General features: G+C 53.5%; 20 protein-coding genes and 5 tRNA genes. 22 read left to right on the top strand and 3 right to left on the bottom strand.

All coding sequences use genetic code 11. The features are described 5' to 3' along the window. Positions 1-60: 60 nt before the first annotated feature. Both glnS and nagE read right to left on the bottom strand, forming a co-directional pair. Positions 61-1,719: a glutamine--tRNA ligase gene (gene glnS / locus GY169_RS16890; RefSeq protein ID WP_163449159.1), complete on the bottom strand. Its 1,659-nt coding sequence runs from the start codon at positions 1,717-1,719 to the stop codon at positions 61-63. A 184-nt stretch (positions 1,720-1,903) separates the two neighbouring features. Beyond that, entirely contained in the window at positions 1,904-3,853 is a 1,950-nt protein-coding gene (nagE, locus tag GY169_RS16895; protein WP_163449158.1) for a PTS N-acetyl glucosamine transporter subunit IIABC, read from the bottom strand. Between the two features lie 346 nt (positions 3,854-4,199). Between nagE and nagB the strand changes: the two genes are divergently transcribed. The 13 genes from nagB to GY169_RS16960 all read left to right on the top strand — a co-directional run bounded on the left by nagB (position 4,200) and on the right by GY169_RS16960 (position 15,638). Then, on the top strand, positions 4,200-5,000 hold the full coding sequence (gene nagB / locus GY169_RS16900; protein ID WP_167576399.1) for a glucosamine-6-phosphate deaminase: 801 nt from the start codon (positions 4,200-4,202) through the stop codon (positions 4,998-5,000). A gap of 59 nt (positions 5,001-5,059) precedes the next feature. After that, positions 5,060-6,208 carry an N-acetylglucosamine-6-phosphate deacetylase gene (nagA, locus tag GY169_RS16905; protein WP_163449157.1) on the top strand — a complete coding sequence of 383 codons (1,149 nt, stop codon included), beginning with the start codon at positions 5,060-5,062 and terminating at the stop codon, positions 6,206-6,208. Between the two features lie 8 nt (positions 6,209-6,216). Continuing rightward, entirely contained in the window at positions 6,217-7,437 is a 1,221-nt protein-coding gene (nagC, locus tag GY169_RS16910; RefSeq protein WP_167576400.1) for a DNA-binding transcriptional regulator NagC, read from the top strand. A 68-nt stretch (positions 7,438-7,505) separates the two neighbouring features. Continuing rightward, positions 7,506-8,258 (top strand): HAD-IIA family hydrolase, encoded by a 753-nt coding sequence (locus GY169_RS16915; RefSeq protein ID WP_035892682.1) that lies wholly within the window; start codon positions 7,506-7,508, stop codon positions 8,256-8,258. Between the two features lie 528 nt (positions 8,259-8,786). After that, on the top strand, positions 8,787-10,550 hold the full coding sequence (locus tag GY169_RS16920) for an alpha-glucuronidase (RefSeq protein ID WP_223882113.1): 1,764 nt from the start codon (positions 8,787-8,789) through the stop codon (positions 10,548-10,550). An 84-nt stretch (positions 10,551-10,634) separates the two neighbouring features. After that, complete coding sequence (locus GY169_RS16925; protein WP_167576401.1) at positions 10,635-12,104, top strand: MFS transporter; 1,470 nt, start codon at positions 10,635-10,637, stop codon at positions 12,102-12,104. Between the two features lie 129 nt (positions 12,105-12,233). Continuing rightward, a complete protein-coding gene (locus GY169_RS16930; protein WP_167576402.1) occupies positions 12,234-12,872 on the top strand; it encodes an oligogalacturonate-specific porin KdgM family protein in 639 nt (212 codons plus the stop codon). A gap of 299 nt (positions 12,873-13,171) precedes the next feature. After that, positions 13,172-14,836: an asparagine synthase B gene (gene asnB / locus GY169_RS16935; RefSeq protein WP_167576403.1), complete on the top strand. Its 1,665-nt coding sequence runs from the start codon at positions 13,172-13,174 to the stop codon at positions 14,834-14,836. A gap of 321 nt (positions 14,837-15,157) precedes the next feature. Continuing rightward, positions 15,158-15,234: transfer RNA gene (locus GY169_RS16940), tRNA-Met, on the top strand. Between the two features lie 8 nt (positions 15,235-15,242). Beyond that, positions 15,243-15,327, top strand: a tRNA-Leu gene (locus GY169_RS16945). A 23-nt stretch (positions 15,328-15,350) separates the two neighbouring features. Then, positions 15,351-15,425 (top strand) — tRNA-Gln (locus GY169_RS16950). A 16-nt stretch (positions 15,426-15,441) separates the two neighbouring features. Next, positions 15,442-15,518: transfer RNA gene (locus tag GY169_RS16955), tRNA-Met, on the top strand. A gap of 45 nt (positions 15,519-15,563) precedes the next feature. After that, positions 15,564-15,638, top strand: a tRNA-Gln gene (locus GY169_RS16960). 124 nt (positions 15,639-15,762) lie between these two features. Here the strand turns inward: GY169_RS16960 and ubiF are convergent. Next, positions 15,763-16,926, bottom strand: coding sequence for a 3-demethoxyubiquinol 3-hydroxylase (ubiF, locus tag GY169_RS16965; RefSeq protein ID WP_167577327.1), 1,164 nt, complete (start codon positions 16,924-16,926; stop codon positions 15,763-15,765). A 149-nt stretch (positions 16,927-17,075) separates the two neighbouring features. Here ubiF and miaB point away from each other — a divergent pair, with 149 nt between their 5' ends. The 9 genes from miaB (at position 17,076) to GY169_RS17010 (ending at position 26,321) form a co-directional block, all read left to right on the top strand. Continuing rightward, on the top strand, positions 17,076-18,500 hold the full coding sequence (gene miaB / locus GY169_RS16970; protein WP_065355523.1) for a tRNA (N6-isopentenyl adenosine(37)-C2)-methylthiotransferase MiaB: 1,425 nt from the start codon (positions 17,076-17,078) through the stop codon (positions 18,498-18,500). A 153-nt stretch (positions 18,501-18,653) separates the two neighbouring features. Beyond that, positions 18,654-19,700: a PhoH family protein gene (locus tag GY169_RS16975; RefSeq protein ID WP_064548269.1), complete on the top strand. Its 1,047-nt coding sequence runs from the start codon at positions 18,654-18,656 to the stop codon at positions 19,698-19,700. Continuing rightward, entirely contained in the window at positions 19,697-20,164 is a 468-nt protein-coding gene (gene ybeY / locus GY169_RS16980) for an rRNA maturation RNase YbeY (RefSeq protein WP_163446137.1), read from the top strand. The genes GY169_RS16975 and ybeY overlap by 4 nt, the downstream gene beginning before the upstream one ends. 98 nt (positions 20,165-20,262) lie before the next feature. Further along, positions 20,263-21,141, top strand: coding sequence for a CNNM family magnesium/cobalt transport protein CorC (gene corC / locus GY169_RS16985; protein ID WP_064548409.1), 879 nt, complete (start codon positions 20,263-20,265; stop codon positions 21,139-21,141). Between the two features lie 5 nt (positions 21,142-21,146). Beyond that, positions 21,147-22,685 (top strand): apolipoprotein N-acyltransferase, encoded by a 1,539-nt coding sequence (lnt, locus tag GY169_RS16990; protein ID WP_163446138.1) that lies wholly within the window; start codon positions 21,147-21,149, stop codon positions 22,683-22,685. 421 nt (positions 22,686-23,106) lie between these two features. Then, positions 23,107-24,015 (top strand): amino acid ABC transporter substrate-binding protein, encoded by a 909-nt coding sequence (locus tag GY169_RS16995; protein ID WP_167576404.1) that lies wholly within the window; start codon positions 23,107-23,109, stop codon positions 24,013-24,015. Between the two features lie 166 nt (positions 24,016-24,181). Next, on the top strand, positions 24,182-24,922 hold the full coding sequence (locus tag GY169_RS17000) for an amino acid ABC transporter permease (protein ID WP_163446139.1): 741 nt from the start codon (positions 24,182-24,184) through the stop codon (positions 24,920-24,922). After that, entirely contained in the window at positions 24,922-25,596 is a 675-nt protein-coding gene (gltK, locus tag GY169_RS17005) for a glutamate/aspartate ABC transporter permease GltK (protein WP_065355520.1), read from the top strand. Before GY169_RS17000 ends, gltK begins: the two co-directional genes overlap by 1 nt. After that, positions 25,596-26,321 carry an amino acid ABC transporter ATP-binding protein gene (locus GY169_RS17010; RefSeq protein WP_163446140.1) on the top strand — a complete coding sequence of 242 codons (726 nt, stop codon included), beginning with the start codon at positions 25,596-25,598 and terminating at the stop codon, positions 26,319-26,321. The genes gltK and GY169_RS17010 overlap by 1 nt, the downstream gene beginning before the upstream one ends. The last annotated feature ends 15 nt before the right edge of the window (positions 26,322-26,336 follow it).

The following is a 26,336-nucleotide window of genomic DNA, read 5'->3' on the forward strand; positions in this document are numbered from 1 at the left end:
ATATGACCAGGCAAAAAAAACGCCGCAAAAGCGGCGTTTTTCATGTTGGATCGGCGAGTATTAGCCAACCCAGGTATCACGTAAACCAACGGTACGGTTAAAGACCAGCTTGTCTGCCGTGCTGTAGCGGCTGTCGAGGCAGAAGTAACCCTCACGCTCGAACTGGTACGCTTTACCGGCCTCAGCGGCCTGCAGAGACGGCTCGGCATAGCCCTGCTTGATAACCAGTGACTCAGGGTTCATCACCGCCAGGAAGTCTTCTGCGGCGCCTGGGTTCGGTACGCTGAACAGACGATCGTACAAGCGAATCTCTACCGGCAGCGCGTGCGCGGCGCTAACCCAGTGAATTACGCCCTTCACTTTGCGGCCATCAGCCGGATCTTTGCTCAGGGTATCAGCATCGTAGGTACAGAAGATGGTGGTGATATTGCCTTCGGCATCTTTCTCCACGCGCTCTGCTTTCACCACATAGGCGTTACGCAGACGCACTTCTTTCCCCATCACCAGACGCTTGTACTGCTTGTTCGCTTCTTCACGGAAGTCTGCGCGATCGATCCAGATTTCAGCGCTAAACGGCACTTCACGGCTGCCCATTTCCGGTTTATTCGGATGGTTAGGCATGGAAACCATTTCGCTCTCGCCCTGCGGATAGTTTTCGATCACCAGTTTTACCGGATCGATAACCGCCATCGCGCGCGGCGCGTTTTCATTCAGATCTTCACGAATGCAGGATTCCAGCGACGCCATCTCAATGGTGTTGTCCTGCTTGGTCACGCCGATGCGCTTGCAGAACTCGCGAATGGAGGCGGCGGTGTAGCCACGGCGACGCAGACCGGAGATGGTCGGCATACGCGGGTCGTCCCAGCCTTCGACATGTTTTTCCATCACCAGCTGATTCAGCTTGCGCTTGGACATCACGGTGTATTCCAGATTCAGGCGCGAGAATTCGTACTGGCGCGGGTGAACCGGAATGGTGATGTTGTCCAGCACCCAGTCGTACAGACGACGGTTGTCCTGGAACTCCAGCGTACACAGCGAGTGGGTAATGCCTTCCAGCGCATCGCTGATGCAGTGAGTGAAGTCGTACATCGGATAGATGCACCACTTGGTGCCGGTCTGGTGGTGATCGGCAAATTTAATACGGTACAGCACCGGGTCACGCATAACGATAAACGGCGAAGCCATATCGATTTTGGCGCGCAGGCACGCGGTACCTTCCGCGAAGCCGCCGGTACGCATTTTTTCGAACAGCGCCAGGTTCTCTTCTACGCTGCGATCGCGGAATGGGCTATTTTTGCCCGGCGCAGTCAGCGAGCCGCGATATTCACGGATCTGTTCCGGCGTCAGTTCGTCAACGTAGGCCAGGCCTTTGTTGATAAGTTCTACAGCGTAGGCGTGCAGCTGATCGAAGTAATCCGAGGAGTAGCGAACGTTGCCTGACCAGTGAAAACCTAACCACTCGACATCGTTTTTGATCGACTCTACGTATTCGATATCTTCTTTCACCGGGTTGGTGTCATCGAAACGCAGGTTGCACTGGCCCTGGTAGTCTTTCGCGATACCAAAGTTCAGGCAGATAGATTTCGCGTGGCCGATGTGCAGATAGCCATTCGGCTCTGGCGGAAAACGTGTATGCACCGTGTTGTGCTTACCGGTTGCCAGATCTTCATCGATGATCTGACGAATAAAGTTAGTCGGGCGGGCTTCAGCCTCACTCATCGTGGATTCCTCAAAGCGTAAACAACGTATAACGGCACATGATCTTATAAGCCGCGCCCGGAGACAACTATTAGTTGCACAAAAAGGCGTTGTACCGATGAATATGGGGGAATTTACGGCAAAAAAAAGCGGCGGAGGAATTCCCCCGCCGCTTAAGGCATTAATCTACTTTACTCAGGAGCGATTATTTACCTTTAATCTCATACAGCGGCGTCTGACCCGCAACCACGTGACCTTCGGCTTTAATCACCAGACCGCCGAAATCATCGCTGTTACTGCATACGACTGGGCTGATCATTGAGCGTGCATTCGCGTTCAGGAAGTCCAGATCCATTTCCAGGATTGGCTGACCTGCTTTGACTTCCGCCCCCTCTTCAACCAGGCGGCTGAAGCCTTTACCTTCCAGCGCTACGGTATCGATACCCATGTGGACAACGATTTCCGCGCCTTTATCTGTTTCCAGACAGAACGCATGGTTGGTGTTGAAGATTTTCACGATAGTGCCCGCAGCCGGGGAAACAACGATGTTGTCCGTTGGTTTCACCGCAATGCCGTCGCCGACCGCTTTGCTGGCGAACGCTTCGTCAGGCACCTGCTCCAGCGCCACCACATCACCGGTAATTGGCGAAACCAGCGCTTCAACGGTTGCGGCGTTAGCCACTGCCTGCGGTTTTGCCGCAGCAGGTGCCGCAGCCGGCGCGCTGTCAGCAGAAGCAGCGGCAACCGGGCCACGTGCAACCACTTTCTTCATCGCATCGCCAATCGCTTCTGCTTTCGCACCCACGATAACCTGGATGGTTTGTTTGTTCAGTTTCACCACGCCGGATGCACCCAGGCGTTTACATACTGCGTCACTCACCTTCGCGGAGTCGGCAACGGTCAGGCGCAGACGGGTAATACAGGCGTCAATCGCTTTCAGGTTGTCAGTACCACCAACGGCAGCAATGTAGCTGGTCGCCAGTTGATCCAGACCTTCTTCCGTGTTGCTGTTGGCTTCGTTGGTCACAACGTTTTCGTCTTTATCTTCGCGGCCCGGCGTTTTCAGGTTAAACATGCGAATAACCACGCTGAACAGCACGAAGTAGATAACGAAGAACACCAGACCCATCACCACCAGCATCCAGACGTTCTTACTCGCTGCCGGCAGGCTGTACATCAACACGTAGTCGATAGCACCTGCGGAGAAGGAGAAGCCCGCGTGGATACCCAGCAGCGTTGCAATGAACAGGCTCACGCCGGTCAGAATCGCGTGCAGGAGGTACAGTACCGGCGCCAGGAACATGAACAGGAATTCCAGCGGCTCGGTCACACCGGTCAGGAACGCGGTGACGGCAACAGACAGCAGCATACCGCCGACCATCGGACGACGCGCTTTTGGCGCTGCGAAGTACATCGCCAGTGCCGCACCCGGCAGACCAAACATCATGATCGGGAAGAAGCCGGACATGAACATACCCGCGGTGCCGTCACCCGCATAGAAGCGGTTGATGTCGCCGTGGAATACCGCACCCGCCGCGTTGGTGAACTCACCAATCTGGAACCAGGCGATAGTGTTCAGAACCTGATGCAGACCGGTTGGGATCAGCAGACGGTTGATGAAACCAAAGATACCGGAACCCAGCGCGCCCGCGCCGACGATCCACTCACCGCCCGCATGGATAGCGTTCTGCACCGGCGGCCATACGTAGCCGAAGATGGCAGCCAGCACCAGACAGAAGAAGCCGGTTGCGATCGGCACAAAACGTTTACCGCCGAAGAAGCTCAGGAAGTCAGGCAGTTTGATACCCGCCCAACGGTTATAAACGGCACCACCGACCAGACCGGTAATGATACCGGCCAGCACACCCATGTTAATGGCTGGGTTGATAGTCACCATTGCTTTGGTCAATACGAAATAACCTACCGCACCCGCCAGCGCTGCCGCACCCGCGCTGTCTTTTGACCAGCTGGATGCCACACCGATAGCGAAGATTAGCGCCAGGTTATCAAAGATAGACCCGCCCGCCTGTGCGATAAACGCGACGTTGAGTAGATCTGGCTGACCAAATCGCAGCAACAGCGCCGCAACTGGCAGCACGGCGATAGGGAGCTGTAACGCCCTACCGAGTCGCTGGAAAAAACCTAAAATATTCATCTTATTCCCCCTACGAGACCCCGAGACGGCTCATTTAATCTAAGCCATTTTTTTATTGTGCAAAAAAGCATGACACTGCGATGTCTTGTAAACTGCATTTACACCTGTTCAGGCATCAGAGTGTGTGAAAATTTAATTCGTATCGCAAATTAAACGCGTTCTTTTTGTGACTATAGTCACCAAATATTGTTCTCACCACTCCCTTTCACTGGCTAACTATGAAAACTTATTTTATCATTCAAAAAATCAAAACGGATTGCTCCCTATCGATGCAAACAGGTTACGCTTAGAGAGTGCACGGAGACGCCATCCGCCAACTTCTTACATTTAAATTTTGAGGTGAAGAATGAGACTGATTCCTCTCGTTAACGCTGAACAAGTCGGCAAATGGGCTGCTCGCCACATCGTTAACCGCATCAACGCGTTTAAACCTACCGCAGATCGTCCGTTTGTCCTCGGACTGCCAACCGGCGGTACCCCGCTGGCGACCTACAAAGTGTTAGTCGAAATGCATAAAGCGGGCCAGGTTAGCTTTAAACATGTTGTCACCTTTAACATGGACGAATATGTCGGCCTGCCAAAAGAGCATCCGGAAAGCTACCACAGCTTTATGCACCGTAACTTCTTCGATCATATCGACATTCCTGAAGAAAACATCAATCTGCTGAATGGCAACGCGCCAGATGTTGACGCAGAGTGCCGTCGCTATGAAGAGAAAATTCGTTCTTACGGTAAAATCCACCTGTTCATGGGCGGTGTGGGCAACGACGGCCACATTGCGTTCAACGAACCGGCATCGTCACTCTCTTCCCGTACCCGCATCAAGACGCTGACTCACGAAACCCGCGTGGCAAACTCCCGCTTCTTCGATGGCGACGTCTCTCTGGTGCCAAAATATGCGCTGACCGTTGGCGTGGGCACCCTGCTGGATGCCGAAGAAGTGATGATCCTGGTGCAGGGCGCGCCGAAAGCGCTGGCGCTACAGCAGGCGGTTGAAGGCAACGTTAACCACATGTGGACCATTACCTGTCTGCAGCTGCACCCGAAATCGCTGATCGTTTGCGACGAACCGTCCACGATGGAGCTGAAAGTTAAGACCCTGAAATATTTCAATGAATTAGAAGCTGAAAATATCAAAGGTCTGTAATGTCTTACCCGTCCCACGCCGCGGCGTGGGACAACATTTTTTGAATACCGGGGGTCGTAATGTATGCATTAACCCATGGCCGGATCTTTACCGGTCACGAAATTCTGGATGACCATGCGATTATCGTCGCCAATGGCCTTATTGAACGTATTTGCCCACTGGCTGATGTACCAGCGAACGTCGAACAGCGTTCCGTGAATGGCGCCATTCTCGCCCCTGGTTTTATCGACGTTCAGCTTAACGGCTGCGGCGGCGTACAGTTCAACGATACTGCCGAAGCGGTGACCGTTGAAACGCTGGAGATTATGCAGAAAGCCAATGAGAAATCTGGCTGCACCAGCTTCCTGCCGACGCTGATTACCACCAGCGACGACCTGATGAAACAGGGCGTACGCGTGATGCGTGAATATCTCGCCAAACACCCGAACCAGGCGCTGGGCTTGCACCTCGAAGGCCCGTGGCTGAACCTGGTGAAAAAAGGCACCCATAATCCGGAATTCGTGCGCAAGCCAGATCACGAACTGGTGCAATTCCTCTGCGACAACGCTGACGTGATCACCAAAGTGACCCTGGCGCCAGAGATGGTCGCACCGGAAGTGATTACCGCGCTGGCTAACGCCGGTATCGTGGTTTCCGCCGGGCACTCCAACGCCACGGCGAAAGAAGCGCGTATCGGTTTCCGCGCCGGCATCACCTTCGCCACCCACCTGTTTAACGCCATGCCGTACATGTCTGGCCGCGAACCAGGCCTGACCGGTGCAATTCTCGATGCGAATGAAATCTACTGCGGTATCATTGCTGATGGCCTGCATGTGGACTACATCAATATCCGTAACGCCAAACGCCTGAAAGGCGATAAGCTGTGCCTGGTCACCGACGCCACCGCACCGGCAGGCGCCAATATTGATCAGTTCATTTTTGCCGGTAAAACAATATACTACCGCAATGGTCTCTGCGTAGACGAAAACGGCACCTTGAGCGGTTCATCGCTGACGATGATCGAAGGGGTCCGCAACCTGGTCGAGCACGCTAACATTGCGCTGGACGAAGTGCTGCGTATGGCGACGCTCTACCCTGCTCGCGCGATCGGTGTTGAAAAGCACCTCGGCAGCATTGCCCCGGGTAAAGTGGCGAACCTGACCGCATTCACCCACGACTTTAAAATCATCAAGACCATCGTTAATGGCGACGAGGTCGTTACTGAGTAAGAGAAAGTATGACATCAGGCGGACAAGCTCAAATTGGTAATGTTGATCTCGTAAAACAGCTTAACAGCGCGGCCGTTTACCGCCTGATTGACCAGCATGGGCCAATCTCGCGGATTCAGATTGCCGAGCAGAGCCAGCTTGCCCCCGCCAGCGTAACCAAAATTACGCGTCAGCTTATTGAACGCGGCCTGATCAAAGAAGTCGATCAGCAGGCCTCCACCGGGGGCCGCCGCGCCATTTCTATCGTCACCGAAACCCGCAATTTCCACGCGATTGGCGTCCGTTTGGGCCGCCACGACACCACCCTGACACTGTACGATCTGAGCAGCAAGGCGGTTGCCGAAGAACACTACCCGCTGCCGGAGCGCACTCAGGAAACGCTGGAATATGCGTTGCTCAACACCATTGCCACCTTTATTGAATCGTGCCAGCGTAAAATTCGCGAGCTGATCGCCATTTCGGTGATTCTGCCCGGTCTTGTCGACCCGGAAAGCGGCATTATTCGCTATATGCCGCATATCCCGGTCGAAAACTGGCATCTGGTGGAAGCACTGGAAAAACGTTTCAAAGTCACCTGCTTTGTCGGCCACGACATCCGCAGTCTGGCGCTCGCGGAGCACTACTTTGGTGCAAGCCAGGACTGTGAAGACTCCATTCTGGTGCGCGTGCACCGCGGTACCGGCGCGGGCATCATCTCTAACGGGCGTATTTTTATTGGCCGTAATGGCAATGTGGGTGAAATCGGCCATATTCAGGTTGATCCGCTCGGCGAGCGCTGCCACTGTGGCAACTTCGGCTGTCTGGAAACCGTGGCTGCGAATGCCGCCATTGAACAGCGCGTGCGCCATCTGCTTGAACAGGGCTACCAGAGCCGGATCACGCTTGACGATTGCCACATCAAAACCATCTGTAAGGCGGCCAATAAAGGTGACCCACTTGCCACCGAAGTTATTGAGCACGTGGGACGCCATCTCGGGAAAACAATTGCCATCGCCATCAACCTGTTTAACCCACAAAAAGTGGTAATTGCCGGTGAGATCATCGAGGCTGACCGCGTGCTGTTACCCGCCATCGAAGGCTGCATCAATACTCAGGTTCTGAAGGCATTCCGCAAGAATCTGCCGGTGGTACGTTCGACCCTCGACCATCGCTCCGCGATTGGCGCTTTTGCGCTGGTTAAACGCGCCATGCTGAACGGGATTTTGCTGCAACATTTGTTGGAAGGTTAGTCCTGAGAGGTAATGCTGGGGATAACGTGTATAATTACGCCTCTTCAAAAACAAACGCCAGGTAGTCCATGACCATTCAGAATGTAATCTGTGATATTGACGGCGTGCTGATGCACGATAACGTCGCCGTGCCGGGCGCGGCAGAATTCGTCGCGCGCGTACTGGATAAAGGTATGCCGTTTCTTTGTCTGACTAACTACCCTTCACAGACGGGTCAGGATTTAGCGAACCGTTTCGCCACCGCAGGCATCGACGTGCCTGACAGCGTATTTTACACCTCCGCCATGGCTACCGCCGATTTCCTGCGCCGCCAGGAAGGCAAAAAAGCGTACGTGGTCGGCGAAGGCGCATTGATCCACGAACTTTATAAAGCCGGGTTCACCATCACCGACGTCAACCCTGACTTCGTTATCGTGGGTGAAACGCGCTCCTTTAACTGGGAGATGATGCACAAAGCGGCATTCTTCGTGGCCAATGGCGCACGCTTCATTGCAACCAACCCGGACACGCATGGCCGCGGCTATTACCCTGCCTGTGGCGCACTGTGCGCCGGCATCGAAAAAATCTCAGGCCGTAAGCCGTTTGTCGTTGGCAAGCCAAGTCCGTGGATCATCCGCGCCGCGCTTAACAAAATGCAGGCGCATTCAGAGCAAACGGTGATCGTCGGCGATAATCTCCGCACCGATATTCTGGCCGGCTTCCAGGCTGGTCTGGAAACGATTCTGGTCCTTTCTGGCGTCTCCACCGTGGATGACATCGATAATATGCCGTTCCGGCCTTCGTGGATTTATCCGTCTGTGGCGGAAATCGACATCCTCTAATAGATTCACATAAATTATTGGTAGATGGATATACAGCACCATATTCATTTACCAATAATATAAATACAAAATATAAATTCATATCAGCAATACTACCCTTTCCGTTATATAACATAAATCCTCCCATTCTATTCCCACCCTGATAAAAAATGTGATCCATCATGTGAAAAATAATTATCGTAATCCCACAAGCTATTTTTATAATAGATTTCTTTAATTTCATTATTTACCCTCGCACTCATACTTGTATGGTGATCGAGAGGATAAATAATGAGACCGCGTCAGGAAATAGCCCAGCCCCGTCACTTTTCATATTGTTGGTTGCCCTCCAGCGTGGAAGGAACATGGCTTAAACCGTATTTACAAGCGGTTCATCTCCCCCATCAGGAGGACGAGAACAACCAGACATTGCTGCTGGAGATTAAACAACTCACTGCAGACACGGTAATAGCCGCCGCTCCTCATGAAGCCTCGCTAATTTTTAAACTCGAGCCCTTCACGGACTCTCAGCCATGTCATGGCGAATATTTGATTACACGCGATGATTACGCGATAACCATTACTGCCGGAGATTATGCCGGGTTACTGTATGGCTGGTTCCATTTGCTGCGTAATATCGCTAATCCAACGGGTGTGAAGGAAATAACAAAAGAACGCCCGGCTTTTACAATCCGCATGATTAACCACTGGGATAATATGGATGGCTCGATCGAGCGCGGATATGCAGGCCGTTCACTCTTTTTCGCTGATAATAAAATAAGTTACGATGAAACTCGCCTGTGCCAATACGCACGCCTGCTGGCCAGCGTCGGCATCAACGCCCTGACGATAAACAATGTTAACGTCCACCATCATGAAACTAACCTGATTCGTCAACACCTGCTGCCTGACGTTGCCCGTATCGCGGCTATTTTCCGCCGCTACACTATCCAGCTTTTCTTGAGCGTTAACTTTGCCGCGCCTATCGAAACCGGCGAACTCGCCACGGCAGACCCCTTTGATCCGCAGGTTGTGACGTGGTGGCAGCAACGCGCCGAAGAGATTTATCAATATATTCCTGATTTTGGCGGCTACGTAGTGAAAGCGGACTCGGAGCATCGCCCTGGCCCCTTCACCTATGAGCGTACCCATGCTGACGGCGCCAATATGCTAGCGCGCTCGTTAGCTCCTTACGGGGGTCTGCTGTACTGGCGCTGCTTCGTCTACAACTGCCAGCAAAAATGGTATGACCGTAGCACCGATCGCGCCCGTGCCGCCTGGGACCACTTTGCGCCACAGGATGGGCAGTTCGATGACAACGTTATTTTGCAGATCAAAAGCGGTCCGATGGACTTCCAGGTTCGTGAACCGGTATCACCCCTGCTGGGCGCGATGCCCCACACCAACAAAGTCATGGAATTGCAAATCACCCAGGAGTATACCGGCCAGCAAATCGATCTCTGCTGGTTAGTTCCCCAGTGGAAAACCATTCTCGGCTTTGATACCCAACCGGGAAGGCACGACGCCTCGATTGCCGATATCCTCGCAGGCCGTTGTCGTCAGCACTCTATGCGCCACAGCGGCGTCACGGCGGTGGTCAACACCGGCGATCATCCCTTCTGGACGGGTCATCCGCTTGCGCAGGCCAACCTCTACGGTTATGGCCGTTTAATATGGGATCCTGAGATCGATGAACGCCTGCTGGCACAGGAGTGGTGCAAGCTCACGCTGTCTGACTCCCCCAAAACCGTCGACACCGTTAGCCAGATGCTGCTCAGCAGCTGGTTAGTTTACGAAAGCTATACCGCACCACTGGGTGTAGGCTGGATGGTACAGCCCCATCACCACTACGGTCCCGCGGTTGATGGCTACGAATACGATAGCTGGGGTACTTACCACTACGCTAACCGCTACGGTCTTGGCGTCGACCGCACCCAAAACAGCGGTACAGGATACGTAAAACAATATCATCCGCTCAACTGCCAGATGTATAACAATCCGAATCGTTGCCCGCAGGAGCTGATTTTATTCTTCCATCATCTGAAATATCGCCACGTCCTGCCTTCAGGTAAGACCGTTATCCAGCACATTTACGACAGCCACTTTAATGGCGTGGCTCAGGTTGAGGATTATATTCAAAAATGGGCTGAGCTTGCCGCTGATAAAAACATTCCAGAAGATCTATTTCACGAAGTACAAGAGCGTTTAAATAGACAACTGAATAACGCTGAAGCCTGGCGTGACCAGGTCAACACCTATTTTTATCGTAAATCAGGTATTCATGACTCACGAAACAGAAAGATTTATCCCTGATAAATAAAAACCATTAGTCGGTGGCATTTATGCCACCGCTAAATAAATTCATCTAACTTTATGGCGTATTTCTGGAGATACCCTATGAGCACCCCTGTACCGATTAAACTGCGAACCTATATTGGTTACGGCATGACGGACCTCTTTTCCAGCGGCGCATTTTCCATTATTGCGGCGTGGTTAATGTATTTTTTTACCAACTTTTCAGGTCTGACGCCCATTCAGGCAGGATCGATTCTATTTATCGCCAAAATTATCGATACCTTCGTTAGCCCCTGCGTTGGCTATCTTACCGATAATATCGGGAATACCCGGTTAGGCCGTCGTTTTGGTCGCCGACGCATCTTCCTGCTGCTGGGCGCGGTGCTGGTTTATGTCTATTCACTGTTGTGGATCCCCGGCATGCCCTATCTTTACTATCTGGTGGTCTACCTTTCCATAGAGATCATCGGTGCGCTGGTCATCATTCCCTGGGAAACCCTCGCTTCCGAAATGACCGACGACTACAAGCAGCGCAGTATTTTGTCCGCCGTTCGTCTGTTTTATGGCGGTTTCAGCACCTGGCTCGCGACCTTTTTACCGGGGCGTCTGTTTGCACATTTCGGTACGTCGGACAGCAAAGTTTTCTTCATTAACGCCGTCATTTTCTCCGTTATTTTTATGGTGGCTCTGCTGGTCACCTGGTCCACCACCTGGGAGCGTAAACAGGAAAGCACGGCAGATGCCCCTAAAGCACGCAGCTTCAGCATAAAACATATTTTTACGGATATGGCTTCTACGCTACGCGTGCGCTGCTTCCGCCAGCACCTGACCATGTACGTGCTGTCGTTTACCTCACTCGATCTGTTCTACACGGTATTTATCTATTTTATTATTTACTCGCTGAACAGCACTTCGGTGATGGCCTCAAACCTGTTGGCGGTGGGTATTTTCCTTACCGGCTGGAGTAACGCGCTGATGGCGTGGATGGTGATCCGTTATGGACAGACCTGGAGCCTGAGAATCTGTCTGACCGTCAGCATGCTGTGCTTTTTTGTCTTTTCCGGGTTCTACTTCTGGAAGCCTTTATTGATGCTTCCCATCATGTACGTCACTTCTCTTATCTATCAGTTCTTCAAGGGTGGCTACGTCTATATTATCTGGAATATTTATCCTTTTATTCCTGATGTCGATGAATTGGTCACACGCCAACGCCGCGAAGGTGTTTTTGCTGGCGTGATGACGCTTGCCAGAAAAAGCACCTCAGCGCTGGCTGGAATGTTAATTGGCATCGTACTGCAAGCCGTCCATTTCGACGCGACCAGCAGTACTCAATCCATCACCACTATTCACGGGATTACTGCCCTGTTCTTTTTTGGCAACGTCATTTTGTTACTGCTCAGCACCATTATTGCGTTCCGCTTCAAGCTGTCGAAAGAGAATCATCAGATAGTCAAAAATGAAATTGCACGTTTGAAAAATGGCGGTTCGTTAAGCGATACGGCTCCTGAAACGAAGGCGGTACTGCACACCCTGACCGGCCTGCCGCATGAAAAATTGTGGCCCGAAAAATAACCTACTCTCATCCGAATTCAGTCGTATCGGAAATATAATTTAAATTCATAATGGATGAAAAGAATGAAAAATATCACCTTACTATCGACTGCTATTAGCCTTGCTCTTATGAGTACCTCTGCATCAGCAATGAAAATTACAGATTCCTGGGTTAACTTTCGTGAAGCTTATATGTCCGGGAGCGAACAATTCCAGACAAAAATAGAATACGGAATGAAATTGGATGACGACCTCTATTTCAGCATTCAGAATACTTCCGGGCAAGGTAAGCACTTTGATGAATTTAATAACCGCTATAATGAAATTGAATCCAACTATAAGATCCCACTTGCTTCACGCCTGTTCTTCTGGCCCGGTTTCGTTTTTAACTGGGGTTCTAACGGCAGCGCCTTTGATCCCTACGTCAAACTTGGCGTGCAGGTGACTGATAACTTCATGCTCATTGCAGGCTACCGCTATAACCAGAACAATTATCAGAGCTTCGACTATAACGGCGATTACACCGAAGATTCCAACCAGGAAGTTAACATCTGGGCCGACCTCAATGTCACCGACCGAATCTGGATGGAGTACAACTTTACCTACCATAAACGTGATGAAGATTATCGCTACGGCAATGGTTCGACCGAGAACTACGAGCATACGTTAGCCTTAAGCTACAAAATTGACGACCACTTTACGCCTTATATTGATGTCGCTTATCTGGATAAAGCCAGCGACGGCGATGACGAAAACCGGGTACGTATAGGCGTGTACTATCATTTCTGACGCTCTTATCACCCGGCAGCCTGGCGCTGTCGGGTGAGGTGCACAAATGCCACATCACACGCCCGCCAGAAAACGGAATCGATAAAAAAATCCGCATAAAAATGAAGATTCATCAATAACAGGAGATTCTACGTACGTATTTTTTAGTATTCATTAAGCCCTATTGCATTATTTCTTCCAGAGGCTGAAAAAGCCTTGCACCCGTGCGCCCTTTACGGCATTTTTTTAGTCATGCAAAGGCAACGCGATAGCGCAACGCCACACAACAACACAGCACAACAGGGTTAACGGAGAAGTCTATGTGTTCTATTTTTGGTGTACTGGATATTAAAACTGACGCGGGCGAGCTGCGTAAAAAAGCGCTTGAGCTCTCCCGCCTGATGCGCCACCGTGGCCCGGACTGGTCCGGTATTTACGCATGCGATAAAACCATTCTTGCGCATGAACGTTTGTCGATTGTTGACGTGAACGCCGGCGCACAGCCGCTGTATAACGAAAAGAAAACGCACGCTCTGGCGGTCAACGGTGAAATCTACAACCATCAGGCCCTGCGTGCTGAATATGCCGATCGCTATCAGTTCCAGACCGGCTCAGACTGTGAAGTGATCCTCGCGCTGTACCAGGAAAAAGGTCCGGAATTCCTCGATGACCTGCAGGGCATGTTCGCCTTCGCACTGTACGATAGCGAGAAAGACGCGTATCTGATTGGCCGCGACCATATCGGTATTATCCCGCTGTACATGGGCCATGATGAATTCGGCAACTTCTATGTCGCCTCAGAAATGAAGGCACTAACTCCGGTTTGTCGCACCATTCAGGAGTTCCCGGCAGGCAGCTACCTGTGGAGCAAAGACGGCGAAATTCGTCAGTACTATCAGCGCGACTGGTTCGATTACGACGCGGTAAAAGACAACGTCACCGACAAAAATGAGCTTCGTCAGGCGCTGGAAGAATCCGTGAAAAGCCACCTGATGTCCGACGTTCCTTACGGCGTGCTGCTGTCCGGCGGTCTGGACTCTTCGGTTATCTCGGCTATCACCAAAAAATTCGCCGCCCGTCGCGTCGAAGATCAGGAACGCTCTGAAGCCTGGTGGCCGCAGTTGCACTCTTTCGCCGTCGGTCTGGAAGGTTCACCTGACCTGAAAGCCGCGCAGGAAGTGGCTAACCACCTCGGCACCGTGCACCATGAAATTCACTTCACCGTGCAGGAAGGCCTTGATGCCATTCGTGATGTTATCTACCACATCGAAACCTATGATGTGACCACCATCCGCGCCTCCACGCCGATGTACCTGATGTCACGTAAAATCAAAGCGATGGGCATCAAAATGGTGCTGTCTGGCGAAGGTTCTGATGAAGTGTTTGGCGGCTACCTGTACTTCCATAAAGCGCCGAACGCCAAAGAACTGCACGAAGAGACCGTACGTAAACTGCAGGCTCTGCATATGTATGACTGCGCCCGTGCCAACAAAGCGATGTCCGCCTGGGGCGTGGAAGCACGCGTGCCGTTCCTGGATAAAAAATTCCTCGATGTAGCAATGCGCATCAACCCGCAGGATAAAATGTGCGGCAACGGTAAAATGGAAAAACACGTGCTTCGCGAGTGTTTCGAATCCTATCTGCCGGCAAGCGTGGCGTGGCGCCAGAAAGAGCAGTTCTCTGACGGCGTTGGCTACAGCTGGATTGATACGCTGAAAGAAGTGGCGGCAAAACAGGTGACCGACCAGCAGCTGGAAACCGCACACTTCCGTTTCCCGTACAACACGCCGAGCTCAAAAGAAGGCTACCTGTACCGTGAAATCTTTGAAGAGCTGTTCCCGGTGCCGAGCGCTGCGGAATGCGTACCGGGTGGCCCGTCCGTAGCATGTTCCTCTGCGAAAGCCATTGAGTGGGATGAAGCATTCAAAACCATGGACGATCCATCTGGCCGTGCGGTAGGCGTGCATCAGTCTGCTTATAAGTAAGCACGATGTTTTAATAGCAGGGCCCCGATGGCGACATCGGGGCCCTGCTTCTTTCCGCTGTAGGCAAACCCACGTTTGCAGTGATAACAATCATTTCTTAAACCGGTGCCAGAACCCACTAGCCAACGCACTGTGAAGGGTCTATTTTACGTTTGGGATAACGGTAAATAGCCAATAATTGCCGAATAATGCGCCAGGCTGTTCGCAACCTAACCAAACAGTCACATTCCGGTGAATTTCATTGAAAAAGGTGTTGACGGTCCAGGGCTCAATACGCATAATGCGCCCCGCAACGCCGATAAGGTAACGCGAAAAAAAGATGGCTACGTAGCTCAGTTGGTTAGAGCACATCACTCATAATGATGGGGTCACAGGTTCGAATCCCGTCGTAGCCACCATCTTTTTTGCGGGAGTGGCGAAATTGGTAGACGCACCAGATTTAGGTTCTGGCGCCGCAAGGTGTGCGAGTTCAAGTCTCGCCTCCCGCACCATTCACCAGTAAGCGTTGCACGGATGGGGTATCGCCAAGCGGTAAGGCACCGGTTTTTGATACCGGCATTCCCTGGTTCGAATCCAGGTACCCCAGCCATCGAAGAAAACAATTTGGCTACGTAGCTCAGTTGGTTAGAGCACATCACTCATAATGATGGGGTCACAGGTTCGAATCCCGTCGTAGCCACCATATTCCGGAGTGCCGGGTTTACCCGGTTATCCAAAAACAATTTGTTGGGGTATCGCCAAGCGGTAAGGCACCGGATTCTGATTCCGGCATTCCGAGGTTCGAATCCTCGTACCCCAGCCAAATTTTAAAGCTCGCTTCGGCGAGCTTTTTTTGTTTTTGTCCTTTCCAGAATGTCATGAGCCTGATGAGCAAAGAGCCATCAGGCAACGTGCCGGATGGCAGCGCTGCCTTATCCGAACTACAACTACAATCCCAGCGCGTACTTCAGCGCCTGACGTTTCAATACGCCCGCCCGCTGTGCCGCCATTAACCCCACATTACGCAAAACCCGCAGCGGGCCGAGATCGTTGCTGAAACCGGCGTAGAACAGATCCATGCCGCTTTGCATCAGCAGATTGTCCACCCGACGGCGCGACTGATAGCGTTCGAGCACCGGCAGGCTAGCCCAGTCTTCGCCGACGCTGCGTGCGTTCGCCAGCACGTCCAGCAGCGCATCAACGTCGCGGTAGCCCAGATTCACACCCTGCCCCGCCAGCGGATGAATGGTATGCGCGGCGTCGCCTACCAGCACCAGCCCCGGCTGCACATACTGCAACGCATGGCGGCGCGTCAGGAGGAAAGCTCCTGCCGCCACCGGCGTAACATTTCCTAAACGCGCCGGAAAATGCGCACTGATTTCTCGCTGAAGCTGCGTCATCGACAGCGACTGTAGCTGGCGAATGCGCGCCGGGGTGTCGTACCACACCAGCGAAGCCCAGTTATCGTAAAGCGGTAAAAAGGCACGCGGCCCGGTCGGTGTAAACTGCTGCCAGGTACTGTCACCCGGTTCGTTTTCGGACTTCACGGTGATCAGCATACAGGATTGTGGATACTGCCAGCCATGCACGCCAATACCCGCCAGTTGCCGCACCTGCGACTGCGCCCCGTCGGCACCGACCACCAGACGAGCAACAATCTCGGTGTCATCCGCCAGATGCAGATGCTGGCCGTGTATTTCTTTTAACGCACTGCCGTGCAGCAGCGTGACCTGCGGATGCGCCTCCAGCGCCTGCCACAGCGCCAGCTGTAGAACATTGTTCTCGACCATATAGCCGAGGTTTGGCAGCTTCAGCTCGGCGGCGTCGAATACCACATGCGCAGTCTGCCACTCCCAGGTCTCAAGACGCCGCCACGGATGCGCGCGCATTGCCAGTACGGCGTCCCAGCCCCCCAGGCTGCGTAACAGCTGCACAGACGCGGCGCTGATGGCGGAAATGCGCACGTCCGGCTGAGCCGTAGGATCAAATGCCGGAGGCGGCGCTTTATCCAGCACCACAACCGAAAAACCATTCTGCGCCAGACCTAACGCTAACGCGCCGCCGACCATCCCACCGCCGATAACGGCGACGTCAGTATGTCGAATTGTCATCATTTATTATCCTTAAAGCCGAATCCCTTAAGTTTACCGGACTTTTGCCCTTTACGGCGAATATCCGCCAGGCTGGTCACAACCGCGTCAAAGCATTACAATACGCGCCCGGCAATGTTGGCTATTCATAATTGAGCAAGAGCAAGGCGATGACAAAAAAACTCCATATTAAAACCTGGGGCTGTCAGATGAACGAATACGATTCATCAAAGATGGCCGATCTGCTGGATGCCACTCATGGGTATCAACTGACTGAAAATGCAGCAGAAGCCGATGTCTTGCTGCTGAACACCTGCTCAATTCGAGAGAAAGCGCAGGAGAAAGTCTTTCACCAGTTAGGCCGCTGGAAATTAATCAAAGCCAAAAATCCAAAGGTCATTATTGGTGTCGGCGGCTGCGTTGCGTCTCAGGAAGGCAAACTCATTCGCCAACGCGCCCACTACGTAGATATTATTTTCGGGCCGCAAACGCTGCACCGTCTGCCAGAAATGATTGACGCCGTACGCAACAATCGTCGCCCGGTGATTGACGTCAGCTTCCCGGAAATCGAGAAGTTTGACCGTCTACCTGAACCGCGCGCCGAAGGCCCGACCGCATTCGTTTCCATCATGGAAGGCTGTAACAAGTACTGCACTTACTGCGTGGTGCCGTATACCCGTGGTGAAGAGGTCAGCCGCCCTTGCGACGACATCTTATTTGAGATTGCCCAACTGGCCGCTCAGGGCGTGCGTGAAGTCAACCTGCTGGGACAGAACGTTAACGCCTGGCGCGGTGAGAACTACGACGGCACCACCGGCTCCTTCGCAGAACTGCTGCGCCTGGTGGCCGCCATTGACGGGATCGACCGCGTGCGCTTCACCACCAGCCACCCGATCGAGTTCACCGACGACATCATCGAAGTCTATCGCGATACGCCGGAGCTTGTGAGCTTCCTGCACCTGCCGATTCAGAGCGGTTCCGACCGCGTGCTGAACCTGATGGGCCGCCCGCACACCGCGCTGGAGTACAAATCGATTATCCGTAAGCTGCGCGCCGCGCGTCCAGATATTCAGATAAGCTCCGACTTTATCGTCGGTTTCCCGGGAGAAACGACCCAGGACTTCGAGCAGACCATGAAGCTGATTGCCGATGTGAACTTTGACGTGAGCTTTAGCTTTGTCTTCTCCGCGCGTCCAGGCACGCCGGCAGCCGATATGGTCGACGATGTACCGGAAGAAGAGAAAAAGCAGCGCCTGTACATTCTGCAGGAGCGTATCAACCAGCAAGCGATGGCCTGGAGCCGCCGTATGCTTGGCACCGTCCAGCGTATCCTGGTGGAAGGTACCTCGCGTAAAAGCATTATGGAGCTGACCGGGCGCACTGAGAACAACCGCGTGGTCAACTTTGAAGGCACGCCGGACATGGTCGGTAAGTTTGTTGACGTGGAGATTATCGACGTCTACACCAACTCCCTGCGCGGCAAGCTGGTGCGCACCGAAGATGAGATGGGCCTGCGTGTGGTTGAAACGCCGGAGTCGGTCATTGCGCGTACCCGCAGAGAGAGCGACCTGGGCGTAGGAATCTACCAGCCTTAATCTTCATGGCCCGTCAACTCTGGCGGGCCTTGTATTTCCTCCTGCCACCCCCATATTTATCGCAATGCTTGCGCCTTTTGACTGCGGCGTGAATAATTCCTTTACGAGCCAAAGACGCGTGTCCTACGGCTATACAGACATAAGAGGAACAGTTTGAACATAGACACTCGCGAAATTACCCTGGAGCCTGCAGACAATGCCCGTCTGCTGAGCCTGTGTGGCCCGTTTGATGACAATATCAAACAGCTGGAGCGACGACTGGGCATCGAAATCAACCGCCGCGATAACCATTTCAAACTGACGGGACGCGCCATCTGCGTGACCGCCGCTGCTGATATTCTGCGTAACCTGTATGTGGACACCGCCCCGATGCGCGGCCAGATTCAGGACATTGAGCCAGAGCAGATCCACTTGGCGATTAAAGAAGCGCGCGTGCTGGAACAGAGCGCCGAGAGCGTGCCGGACTACGGCAAAGCAATCAATATCAAAACCAAGCGTGGGGTGATCAAACCGCGTACGCCTAACCAGGCGCAGTACATCGCCCACATTCTCGATCACGATATCACCTTCGGTATCGGCCCGGCAGGTACCGGTAAAACCTACCTGGCGGTGGCGGCTGCGGTCGACGCGCTGGAGCGTCAGGAAATTCGCCGTATTCTGCTGACCCGTCCGGCGGTTGAAGCGGGCGAAAAACTCGGCTTCCTGCCAGGCGATTTAAGCCAGAAGGTTGACCCGTATCTGCGCCCGCTGTACGACGCGCTGTTTGAGATGCTCGGCTTCGAGAAAGTTGAGAAGCTGATGGAACGTAACGTCATCGAAGTCGCGCCGCTGGCCTACATGCGCGGCCGTACGCTGAACGATGCGTTTATCATTCTCGATGAAAGCCAGAACACCACCATCGAACAGATGAAGATGTTCCTGACACGTATCGGGTTTAACTCTAAAGCGGTTATCACCGGCGACGTCACCCAGATTGACCTGCCGCGCAGCACCAAATCCGGCCTGCGCCATGCTATCGAAGTGCTGGCCGAAGTCGATGAAATCAGCTTTAACTTCTTCCACAGCGAAGACGTGGTGCGCCACCCGGTGGTTGCCCGCATCGTCAACGCCTATGAGGCGTGGGAAGAAGCCGATCAAAAACGTAAAGCCGAGCTGGCCGCAGAACGCAAACGCGAAGCTCAGGCGCAGGAGCAGAAATGAGTCAGGTGATCCTCGATCTCCAGTTGGCCTGTGAAAATAACACCGGTCTGCCAGAAGAAAGTCAGTTCCAGGGCTGGCTGGATGCCGTTATCCCGCAGTTCCAGGAGGAATCAGAAGTGACGATTCGCCTGGTGGATGAAGCTGAGAGCCATGAACTGAACCTCACCTATCGCGGTAAGGATAAACCGACCAACGTGCTCTCCTTCCCGTTTGAAGCGCCACCGGGTATGGAGATGCCGCTGTTGGGCGATCTGATCATCTGCCGTCAGGTGGTGGAGCAGGAAGCCGCTGAGCAAGGCAAACCGTTGGAAGCCCACTGGGCGCACATGGTTGTCCACGGCAGCCTGCATCTGCTGGGCTATGACCACATCGAAGATGAGGAAGCGGAAGAGATGGAAAGCCTCGAGACAGAGATAATGCTTGCTCTGGGCTATGAGGATCCGTACATTTCCGAGAAAGAATAAAGCGTTGGGCTGCGGCCCAATGTTTTTCCATGCCGTCCGGCGCTGAATTTACGCGCGACGAGCGACAGTTTAATCAACATGAGAACCCAAACGACGCCATGAGCGACGACAATTCACACAGTAGTGACACAGTAAACAGCAAAAAGGGATTCTTCTCCCTCTTACTCAGCCAGCTTTTCCACGGTGAACCGAAAAACCGTGACGATCTTCTGGCGCTGATCCGTGATTCCGGGCAAAACGAGCTTATCGATGAAGATACGCGCGACATGCTCGAAGGGGTAATGGATATCGCCGACCAACGCGTCCGCGACATCATGATCCCGCGCTCCCAAATGATTACCCTGAAACGCAACCAGACACTGGACGAATGTCTTGATGTGATCATCGAGTCCGCCCACTCGCGTTTCCCGGTTATCAGCGAGGACAAAGATCACATTGAAGGGATTCTGATGGCCAAGGATCTGCTGCCGTTTATGCGCAGCGATGCCGAAGCTTTCAGCATGGATAAAGTGTTACGCACCGCGGTTGTCGTACCGGAAAGCAAACGGGTTGACCGTATGCTCAAGGAATTCCGCTCCCAGCGCTACCATATGGCCATCGTTATCGATGAGTTTGGCGGCGTTTCGGGCCTGGTGACTATCGAAGATATTCTGGAGCTTATCGTCGGCGAAATCGAAGACGAGTATGACGAAGAGGACGATATCGACTTCCGTCAGCTCAGCCGCCACACCTGGACGGTGCGCGCGCTGGCCTCTATCGAAGACTTCAACGACGCCTTCAGCACCCACTTCAGCGATGAAGAGGTCGATACCATCGGCGGGCTGGTGATGCAGGCCTTTGGTCATCTGCCGGCGCGTGGGGAAACCATCGACATTGATGGTTACCAGTTTAAGGTGGCGATGGCTGACAGCCGTCGTATTATTCAGGTTCATGTTAAGATTCCGGACGATTCCCCCCAACCGAAACTGGACGAATAATCTCCATGGCATTTGCCTCATTGCTTGAACGCCAGCGCATTCGCCTGCTGCTGGCGCTACTTTTCGGAGCCAGCGGTACGCTGGCTTTTTCTCCTTATGACATCTGGCCTGCGGCGATTATCTCGCTGATGGGTCTGCAGGGGCTGACACTCAACCGTCGCCCGGTGCAGGCGGCGGCCATTGGTTATTTCTGGGGCTTTGGCCTGTTTGGCTCCGGTATCAACTGGGTTTATGTCAGTATCGCGCAGTTTGGCGGCATGCCCGGCCCGGTCAACGTCTTCCTCGTGGTGCTGCTGGCGGCTTATCTGTCGCTGTATACCGGCCTGTTTGCTGGTGTTCTGTCGCGGCTGTGGCCGAAAGCGAACTGGCTGCGCGTGGCGATTGCTGCGCCGGTTGTCTGGCAGTTGACCGAATTCCTGCGCGGCTGGGTGCTGACCGGTTTCCCGTGGCTGCAGTTTGGCTATAGCCAGATTGACGGGCCGCTGAAAGGGCTGGCGCCGCTGATGGGCGTGGAGGCGATTAACTTCCTGCTGATGATGGTAAGCGGCCTGCTGGTGCTGGCGCTGGTCACCCGTAACTGGCGTCCGCTGGTCGTCGGCGTGGTGCTCTTTGCCCTGCCCTTCCCGCTGCGCTATATCCAGTGGTACACCCTGCAAACCGACAAAACCACTCAGGTTTCGCTGGTCCAGGGGGACATTCCGCAGGCGTTGAAGTGGGACGAAAACCAGCTGCTGAATACGCTAAAAGTCTACCTCGACGCTACCGAGCAGGTGATGGGCAAATCGCAACTGATTATCTGGCCGGAGTCGGCGATTCCGGATCTGGAAATCAACCAGCAGCGCTTCCTCAGCATGATGGACGATCTCCTGCGCGCCAAAGACAGTACGCTGATTACGGGCATCGTCGATTCGCGCCTCAACAAGCAGAACCGTTACGACACCTACAACACCATTATCACGCTGGGCAAAGACAGCCCATACAGCTACGAATCCAGCAACCGCTATAACAAGAACCATCTGGTGCCGTTTGGCGAGTTTGTGCCGCTGGAGTCTATTCTGCGTCCGCTGGCGCCGTTCTTCGACCTGCCAATGTCATCCTTCAGCCGTGGGCCGTACATTCAGCCGCAGCTGCAGGCGCATAATCTGAAGCTCACCGCCGCGATCTGCTACGAAATTATTCTCGGCCAGCAGGTGCGCGACAACTTCCGCCCGGACACTAACTTCCTGCTAACCATCTCTAACGATGCGTGGTTTGGTAAGTCCATCGGCCCGTGGCAGCACTTCCAGATGGCCCGCATGCGTGCGCTCGAGCTGGCGCGCCCGCTGCTGCGCAGCACCAACAACGGCATTACCGCCGTCATTGGCCCGCGCGGTGAAATTCAGGCGATGATCCCGCAGTTTACCCGCCAGGTGCTGACCACCAAAGTCACGCCGACCACCGGCCTGACGCCGTACGCGCGAACCGGTGACTGGACGGTGTGGGTGATTACCGTACTGTTCGGCTTTGGCGCGCTGGTGATGAGCCTGCGTCAACGCCGCAAATAAAACATTGTACTATCGAATGTAGGCCGGATAAGGCGGTACGCCGCCATCCGGCTGTTGTATCGCACCGAGCCTGATGGCGCTACGCTTATCAGGCCAACAACCTCTCCCCGCTACCAAAACCTCATTCTGGCACGCCAATTGCTTAATATAATCAAGAGGCTGCACATTCCCTACCGGCGCAACTAAGTTGCACCACAACACAGCATCGGTAGCACCATTATTGTGCAAACTGCGATTTTTGCCTCAAAGCGGTGCGGCACGCTTCGCAAAAATAAACAATAAAGCAGCAAAATCTTTACATTAAGCCAAACTAAATGCTAACAAACACAGATAACGCTGCACGCTAAAGACGCAGTGATAACAACACAACATTCACAATGGGTTCAATGCGGCAACGTCGCAGAGGATGAAGGAGTTGGATATGCAATTACGTAAGCTTGCCACAGCAATGCTGGTTCTGGGGATGTCTGCCGGCCTGGCGCATGCGGAAGATACGGCACCAGCCGCGGGCGGAACGCTCGCCAAAATCGCTAAAAACGGCGTGATTGTCGTCGGTCACCGCGAATCATCCGTGCCATTCTCCTATTATGACAACCAGCAGAAAGTGGTCGGTTACTCTCAGGACTACTCCAACGCCATCGTTGATGCCGTGAAGAAAAAGCTCAACAAACCGGACCTGCAGGTAAAATTGATTCCGATCACCTCGCAGAACCGTATTCCACTGCTGCAAAACGGTACCTTCGATTTCGAATGCGGCTCCACCACTAACAACCTTGAGCGCCAGAAACAGGCCGCTTTCTCTGACACCATCTTCGTCGTCGGCACCCGCTTGCTGGTGAAAAAAGGCGGCCCGATTAAAGACTTCCCGGATCTGAAAGACAAAGCCGTTGTCGTCACCTCCGGTACCACCTCCGAGATTCTGCTGCACAAGCTGAATGACGAACAGAAAATGAATATGCGCATCATCAGCGCCAAAGATCACGGCGACTCTTTCCGTACCCTGGAAAGCGGCCGCGCAGTGGCCTTTATGATGGATGACGCGCTGCTGGCTGGCGAACGTGCAAAAGCCAAGAAGCCGGATAACTGGGAAATTGTCGGCAAGCCGCAGTCCCAGGAAGCCTACGGCTGTATGCTGCGTAAAGACGACCCTGAGTTTAAAAAGCTGATGGACGATACCATCGCTCAGGCGCAAACCTCCGGCGAAGCCACCAAATGGTTTGAAAAATGGTTTAAAAACCCGATTCCACCGAAAAACCTGAACATGAACTTTGAACTCTCAGACGAGATGAAAGCGCTGTTCAAAACGCCTAACGACAAAGCACTTAACTAATAAAAAATACGGGGCGGAAGAATCTGCCCTCTCGATTGTGGTTCAGCACGGACAGACTATATGTCAGGTGGTCGTTCCCCACCTGGCCTGAATACCGCAAAACGCTGTTCAACAATCTTCGAGGGTAGCAGGTCGAACTGCTACCCTTTTTTTTCTGGAGTTCATTATGTCAATAGACTGGAACTGGGGAATCTTTTTACAACAGGCCCCATTTGGCAACACCACCTATCTCGGCTGGCTCTGGAGTGGTTTCCAGGTCACCGTCGCGCTGTCCATTACCGCATGGATTATCGCGTTCTTCGTCGGCTCACTGTTCGGGATTCTGCGTACCGTACCGAACCGATTCTTATCGGCTATCGGTACCTGCTACGTCGAACTGTTCCGTAACGTGCCGCTGATCGTGCAGTTCTTTACCTGGTATCTCGTGGTGCCGGAATTGCTGCCGGAAAATCTCGGCATGTGGTTTAAATCCGAACTCGATCCCAACATCCAGTTCTTCCTCTCGTCGATGATCTGTCTGGGTCTGTTCACCGCCGCGCGCGTCTGCGAACAAGTGCGAGCCGCTATTCAGTCGCTGCCGCGCGGACAGAAAAACGCCGGTCTGGCGATGGGCCTGACCCTGCCGCAAACCTACCGTTACGTGCTGTTACCGAACGCCTATCGCGTGATCGTACCGCCGATGACCTCCGAAATGATGAACCTGGTGAAAAACTCGGCCATCGCGTCAACCATTGGTCTGGTCGATATGGCAGCGCAAGCGGGCAAGCTGCTCGATTACTCCGCGCACGCCTGGGAATCCTTTACGGCAATTACCCTCGCTTACGTTTTCATTAACGCCGTGATTATGCTGGTGATGGCGCTGGTGGAACGCAAAATCCGCCTGCCGGGCAACCTGGGGGGTAAATAATGTACGAGTTTGACTGGAGTTCAATTATTCCATCGATGCCTTACCTGCTGGCAGGTCTGGTTATCACCCTCAAAATTACCGTCACCGCAGTGGTGGTGGGGATTGTCTGGGGCACGCTGCTGGCGGTGATGCGCCTGTCCGCGTTCAAGCCGATTGCCTGGTTCGCCAAGGCTTACGTTAACGTTTTCCGCTCCGTCCCGCTGGTGATGGTGCTGCTGTGGTTCTATCTGATTGTGCCCGGGTTCCTGCAAAACGTGTTAGGGCTGTCGCCGAAAAGCGATATTCGCCTGATCTCAGCGATGGTGGCCTTCTCCATGTTTGAAGCCGCCTATTACTCTGAGATTATCCGTGCCGGTATCCAGAGTATTTCCCGCGGCCAGTCCAGCGCCGCGCTGGCGTTGGGGATGACCCACTGGCAGTCGATGAAGCTCATCATTCTGCCGCAGGCCTTCCGCGCCATGGTGCCGCTGCTGCTGACCCAGGGGATCGTCCTGTTCCAGGATACCTCGCTGGTGTACGTTCTGAGCCTCGCAGACTTCTTCCGTACCGCCTCAACCATTGGTGAGCGTGATGGTACCCAGGTCGAAATGATTCTGTTCGCAGGTTTTGTCTATTTTGTGATTAGCCTTAGCGCTTCGCTGCTGGTCAGCTACTTGAAGAAAAGGACCGTATAATGATTACCCTGAAAAATGTCTCTAAATGGTATGGTCACTTTCAGGTGCTGACCGACTGCTCCACGGAAGTGAAAAAAGGCGAAGTGGTGGTGGTATGCGGGCCGTCCGGCTCCGGTAAATCCACCCTGATTAAAACCGTTAACGGCCTGGAACCGGTGCAACAGGGCGAAATCCTGGTCAACGGCACGAAGGTGAACGACAAGAAAACGGATTTGGCACAGCTGCGTTCGCACGTCGGCATGGTGTTCCAGCATTTCGAACTGTTCCCGCACCTGTCGATTATCGAGAACCTGACGCTGGCGCAGGTCAAAGTGCTCAAGCGCGATAAAGCCGCAGCCCGCGATAAAGGTCTGAAGCTGCTGGAGCGCGTTGGCCTGTCTGCGCATGCCAACAAGTTCCCGGCGCAGCTCTCCGGCGGCCAGCAGCAGCGCGTGGCGATCGCTCGTGCGCTGTGCATGGATCCGGTGGCGATGCTGTTTGACGAACCAACGTCGGCGCTCGATCCGGAAATGATCAACGAGGTACTGGACGTGATGGTCGAGCTGGCGAACGAAGGGATGACCATGATGGTGGTGACCCACGAAATGGGCTTTGCCCGTAAAGTGGCGAACCGGGTTATCTTTATGGACGAAGGCAAAATCGTCGAAGATGCTGAAAAAGAAGCGTTCTTCGCCAATCCTAAGTCGGAGCGTGCCAAAGACTTCCTCGCCAAAATCCTGCACTAATCTTCCCGGCGCGCA

Origin of the sequence: Kluyvera genomosp. 3, from assembly GCF_011765685.1 — a bacterium.
Taxonomy (GTDB): Bacteria; Pseudomonadota; Gammaproteobacteria; order Enterobacterales; family Enterobacteriaceae; genus Kluyvera; species Kluyvera georgiana_A.

What these genes read in the sequence shown, in the direction of transcription:
- nagE (WP_163449158.1), bottom strand. Translation starts at nt 3,853, where the DNA reads ATGAATATTTTAGGTTTTTTCCAGCGACTCGGTAGGGCGTTACAGCTC.
- gltK (WP_065355520.1), top strand. Translation starts at nt 24,922, where the DNA reads ATGTACGAGTTTGACTGGAGTTCAATTATTCCATCGATGCCTTACCTG.
- miaB (WP_065355523.1), top strand. Translation starts at nt 17,076, where the DNA reads ATGACAAAAAAACTCCATATTAAAACCTGGGGCTGTCAGATGAACGAA.
- GY169_RS16930 (WP_167576402.1), top strand. Translation starts at nt 12,234, where the DNA reads ATGAAAATTACAGATTCCTGGGTTAACTTTCGTGAAGCTTATATGTCC.
- asnB (WP_167576403.1), top strand. Translation starts at nt 13,172, where the DNA reads ATGTGTTCTATTTTTGGTGTACTGGATATTAAAACTGACGCGGGCGAG.
- GY169_RS16995 (WP_167576404.1), top strand. Translation starts at nt 23,107, where the DNA reads ATGCAATTACGTAAGCTTGCCACAGCAATGCTGGTTCTGGGGATGTCT.
- lnt (WP_163446138.1), top strand. Translation starts at nt 21,147, where the DNA reads ATGGCATTTGCCTCATTGCTTGAACGCCAGCGCATTCGCCTGCTGCTG.
- GY169_RS17010 (WP_163446140.1), top strand. Translation starts at nt 25,596, where the DNA reads ATGATTACCCTGAAAAATGTCTCTAAATGGTATGGTCACTTTCAGGTG.
- ubiF (WP_167577327.1), bottom strand. Translation starts at nt 16,926, where the DNA reads ATGACAATTCGACATACTGACGTCGCCGTTATCGGCGGTGGGATGGTC.
- nagA (WP_163449157.1), top strand. Translation starts at nt 5,060, where the DNA reads ATGTATGCATTAACCCATGGCCGGATCTTTACCGGTCACGAAATTCTG.
- GY169_RS16915 (WP_035892682.1), top strand. Translation starts at nt 7,506, where the DNA reads ATGACCATTCAGAATGTAATCTGTGATATTGACGGCGTGCTGATGCAC.
- nagC (WP_167576400.1), top strand. Translation starts at nt 6,217, where the DNA reads ATGACATCAGGCGGACAAGCTCAAATTGGTAATGTTGATCTCGTAAAA.
- ybeY (WP_163446137.1), top strand. Translation starts at nt 19,697, where the DNA reads ATGAGTCAGGTGATCCTCGATCTCCAGTTGGCCTGTGAAAATAACACC.
- GY169_RS17000 (WP_163446139.1), top strand. Translation starts at nt 24,182, where the DNA reads ATGTCAATAGACTGGAACTGGGGAATCTTTTTACAACAGGCCCCATTT.
- nagB (WP_167576399.1), top strand. Translation starts at nt 4,200, where the DNA reads ATGAGACTGATTCCTCTCGTTAACGCTGAACAAGTCGGCAAATGGGCT.
- corC (WP_064548409.1), top strand. Translation starts at nt 20,263, where the DNA reads ATGAGCGACGACAATTCACACAGTAGTGACACAGTAAACAGCAAAAAG.
- GY169_RS16925 (WP_167576401.1), top strand. Translation starts at nt 10,635, where the DNA reads ATGAGCACCCCTGTACCGATTAAACTGCGAACCTATATTGGTTACGGC.
- glnS (WP_163449159.1), bottom strand. Translation starts at nt 1,719, where the DNA reads ATGAGTGAGGCTGAAGCCCGCCCGACTAACTTTATTCGTCAGATCATC.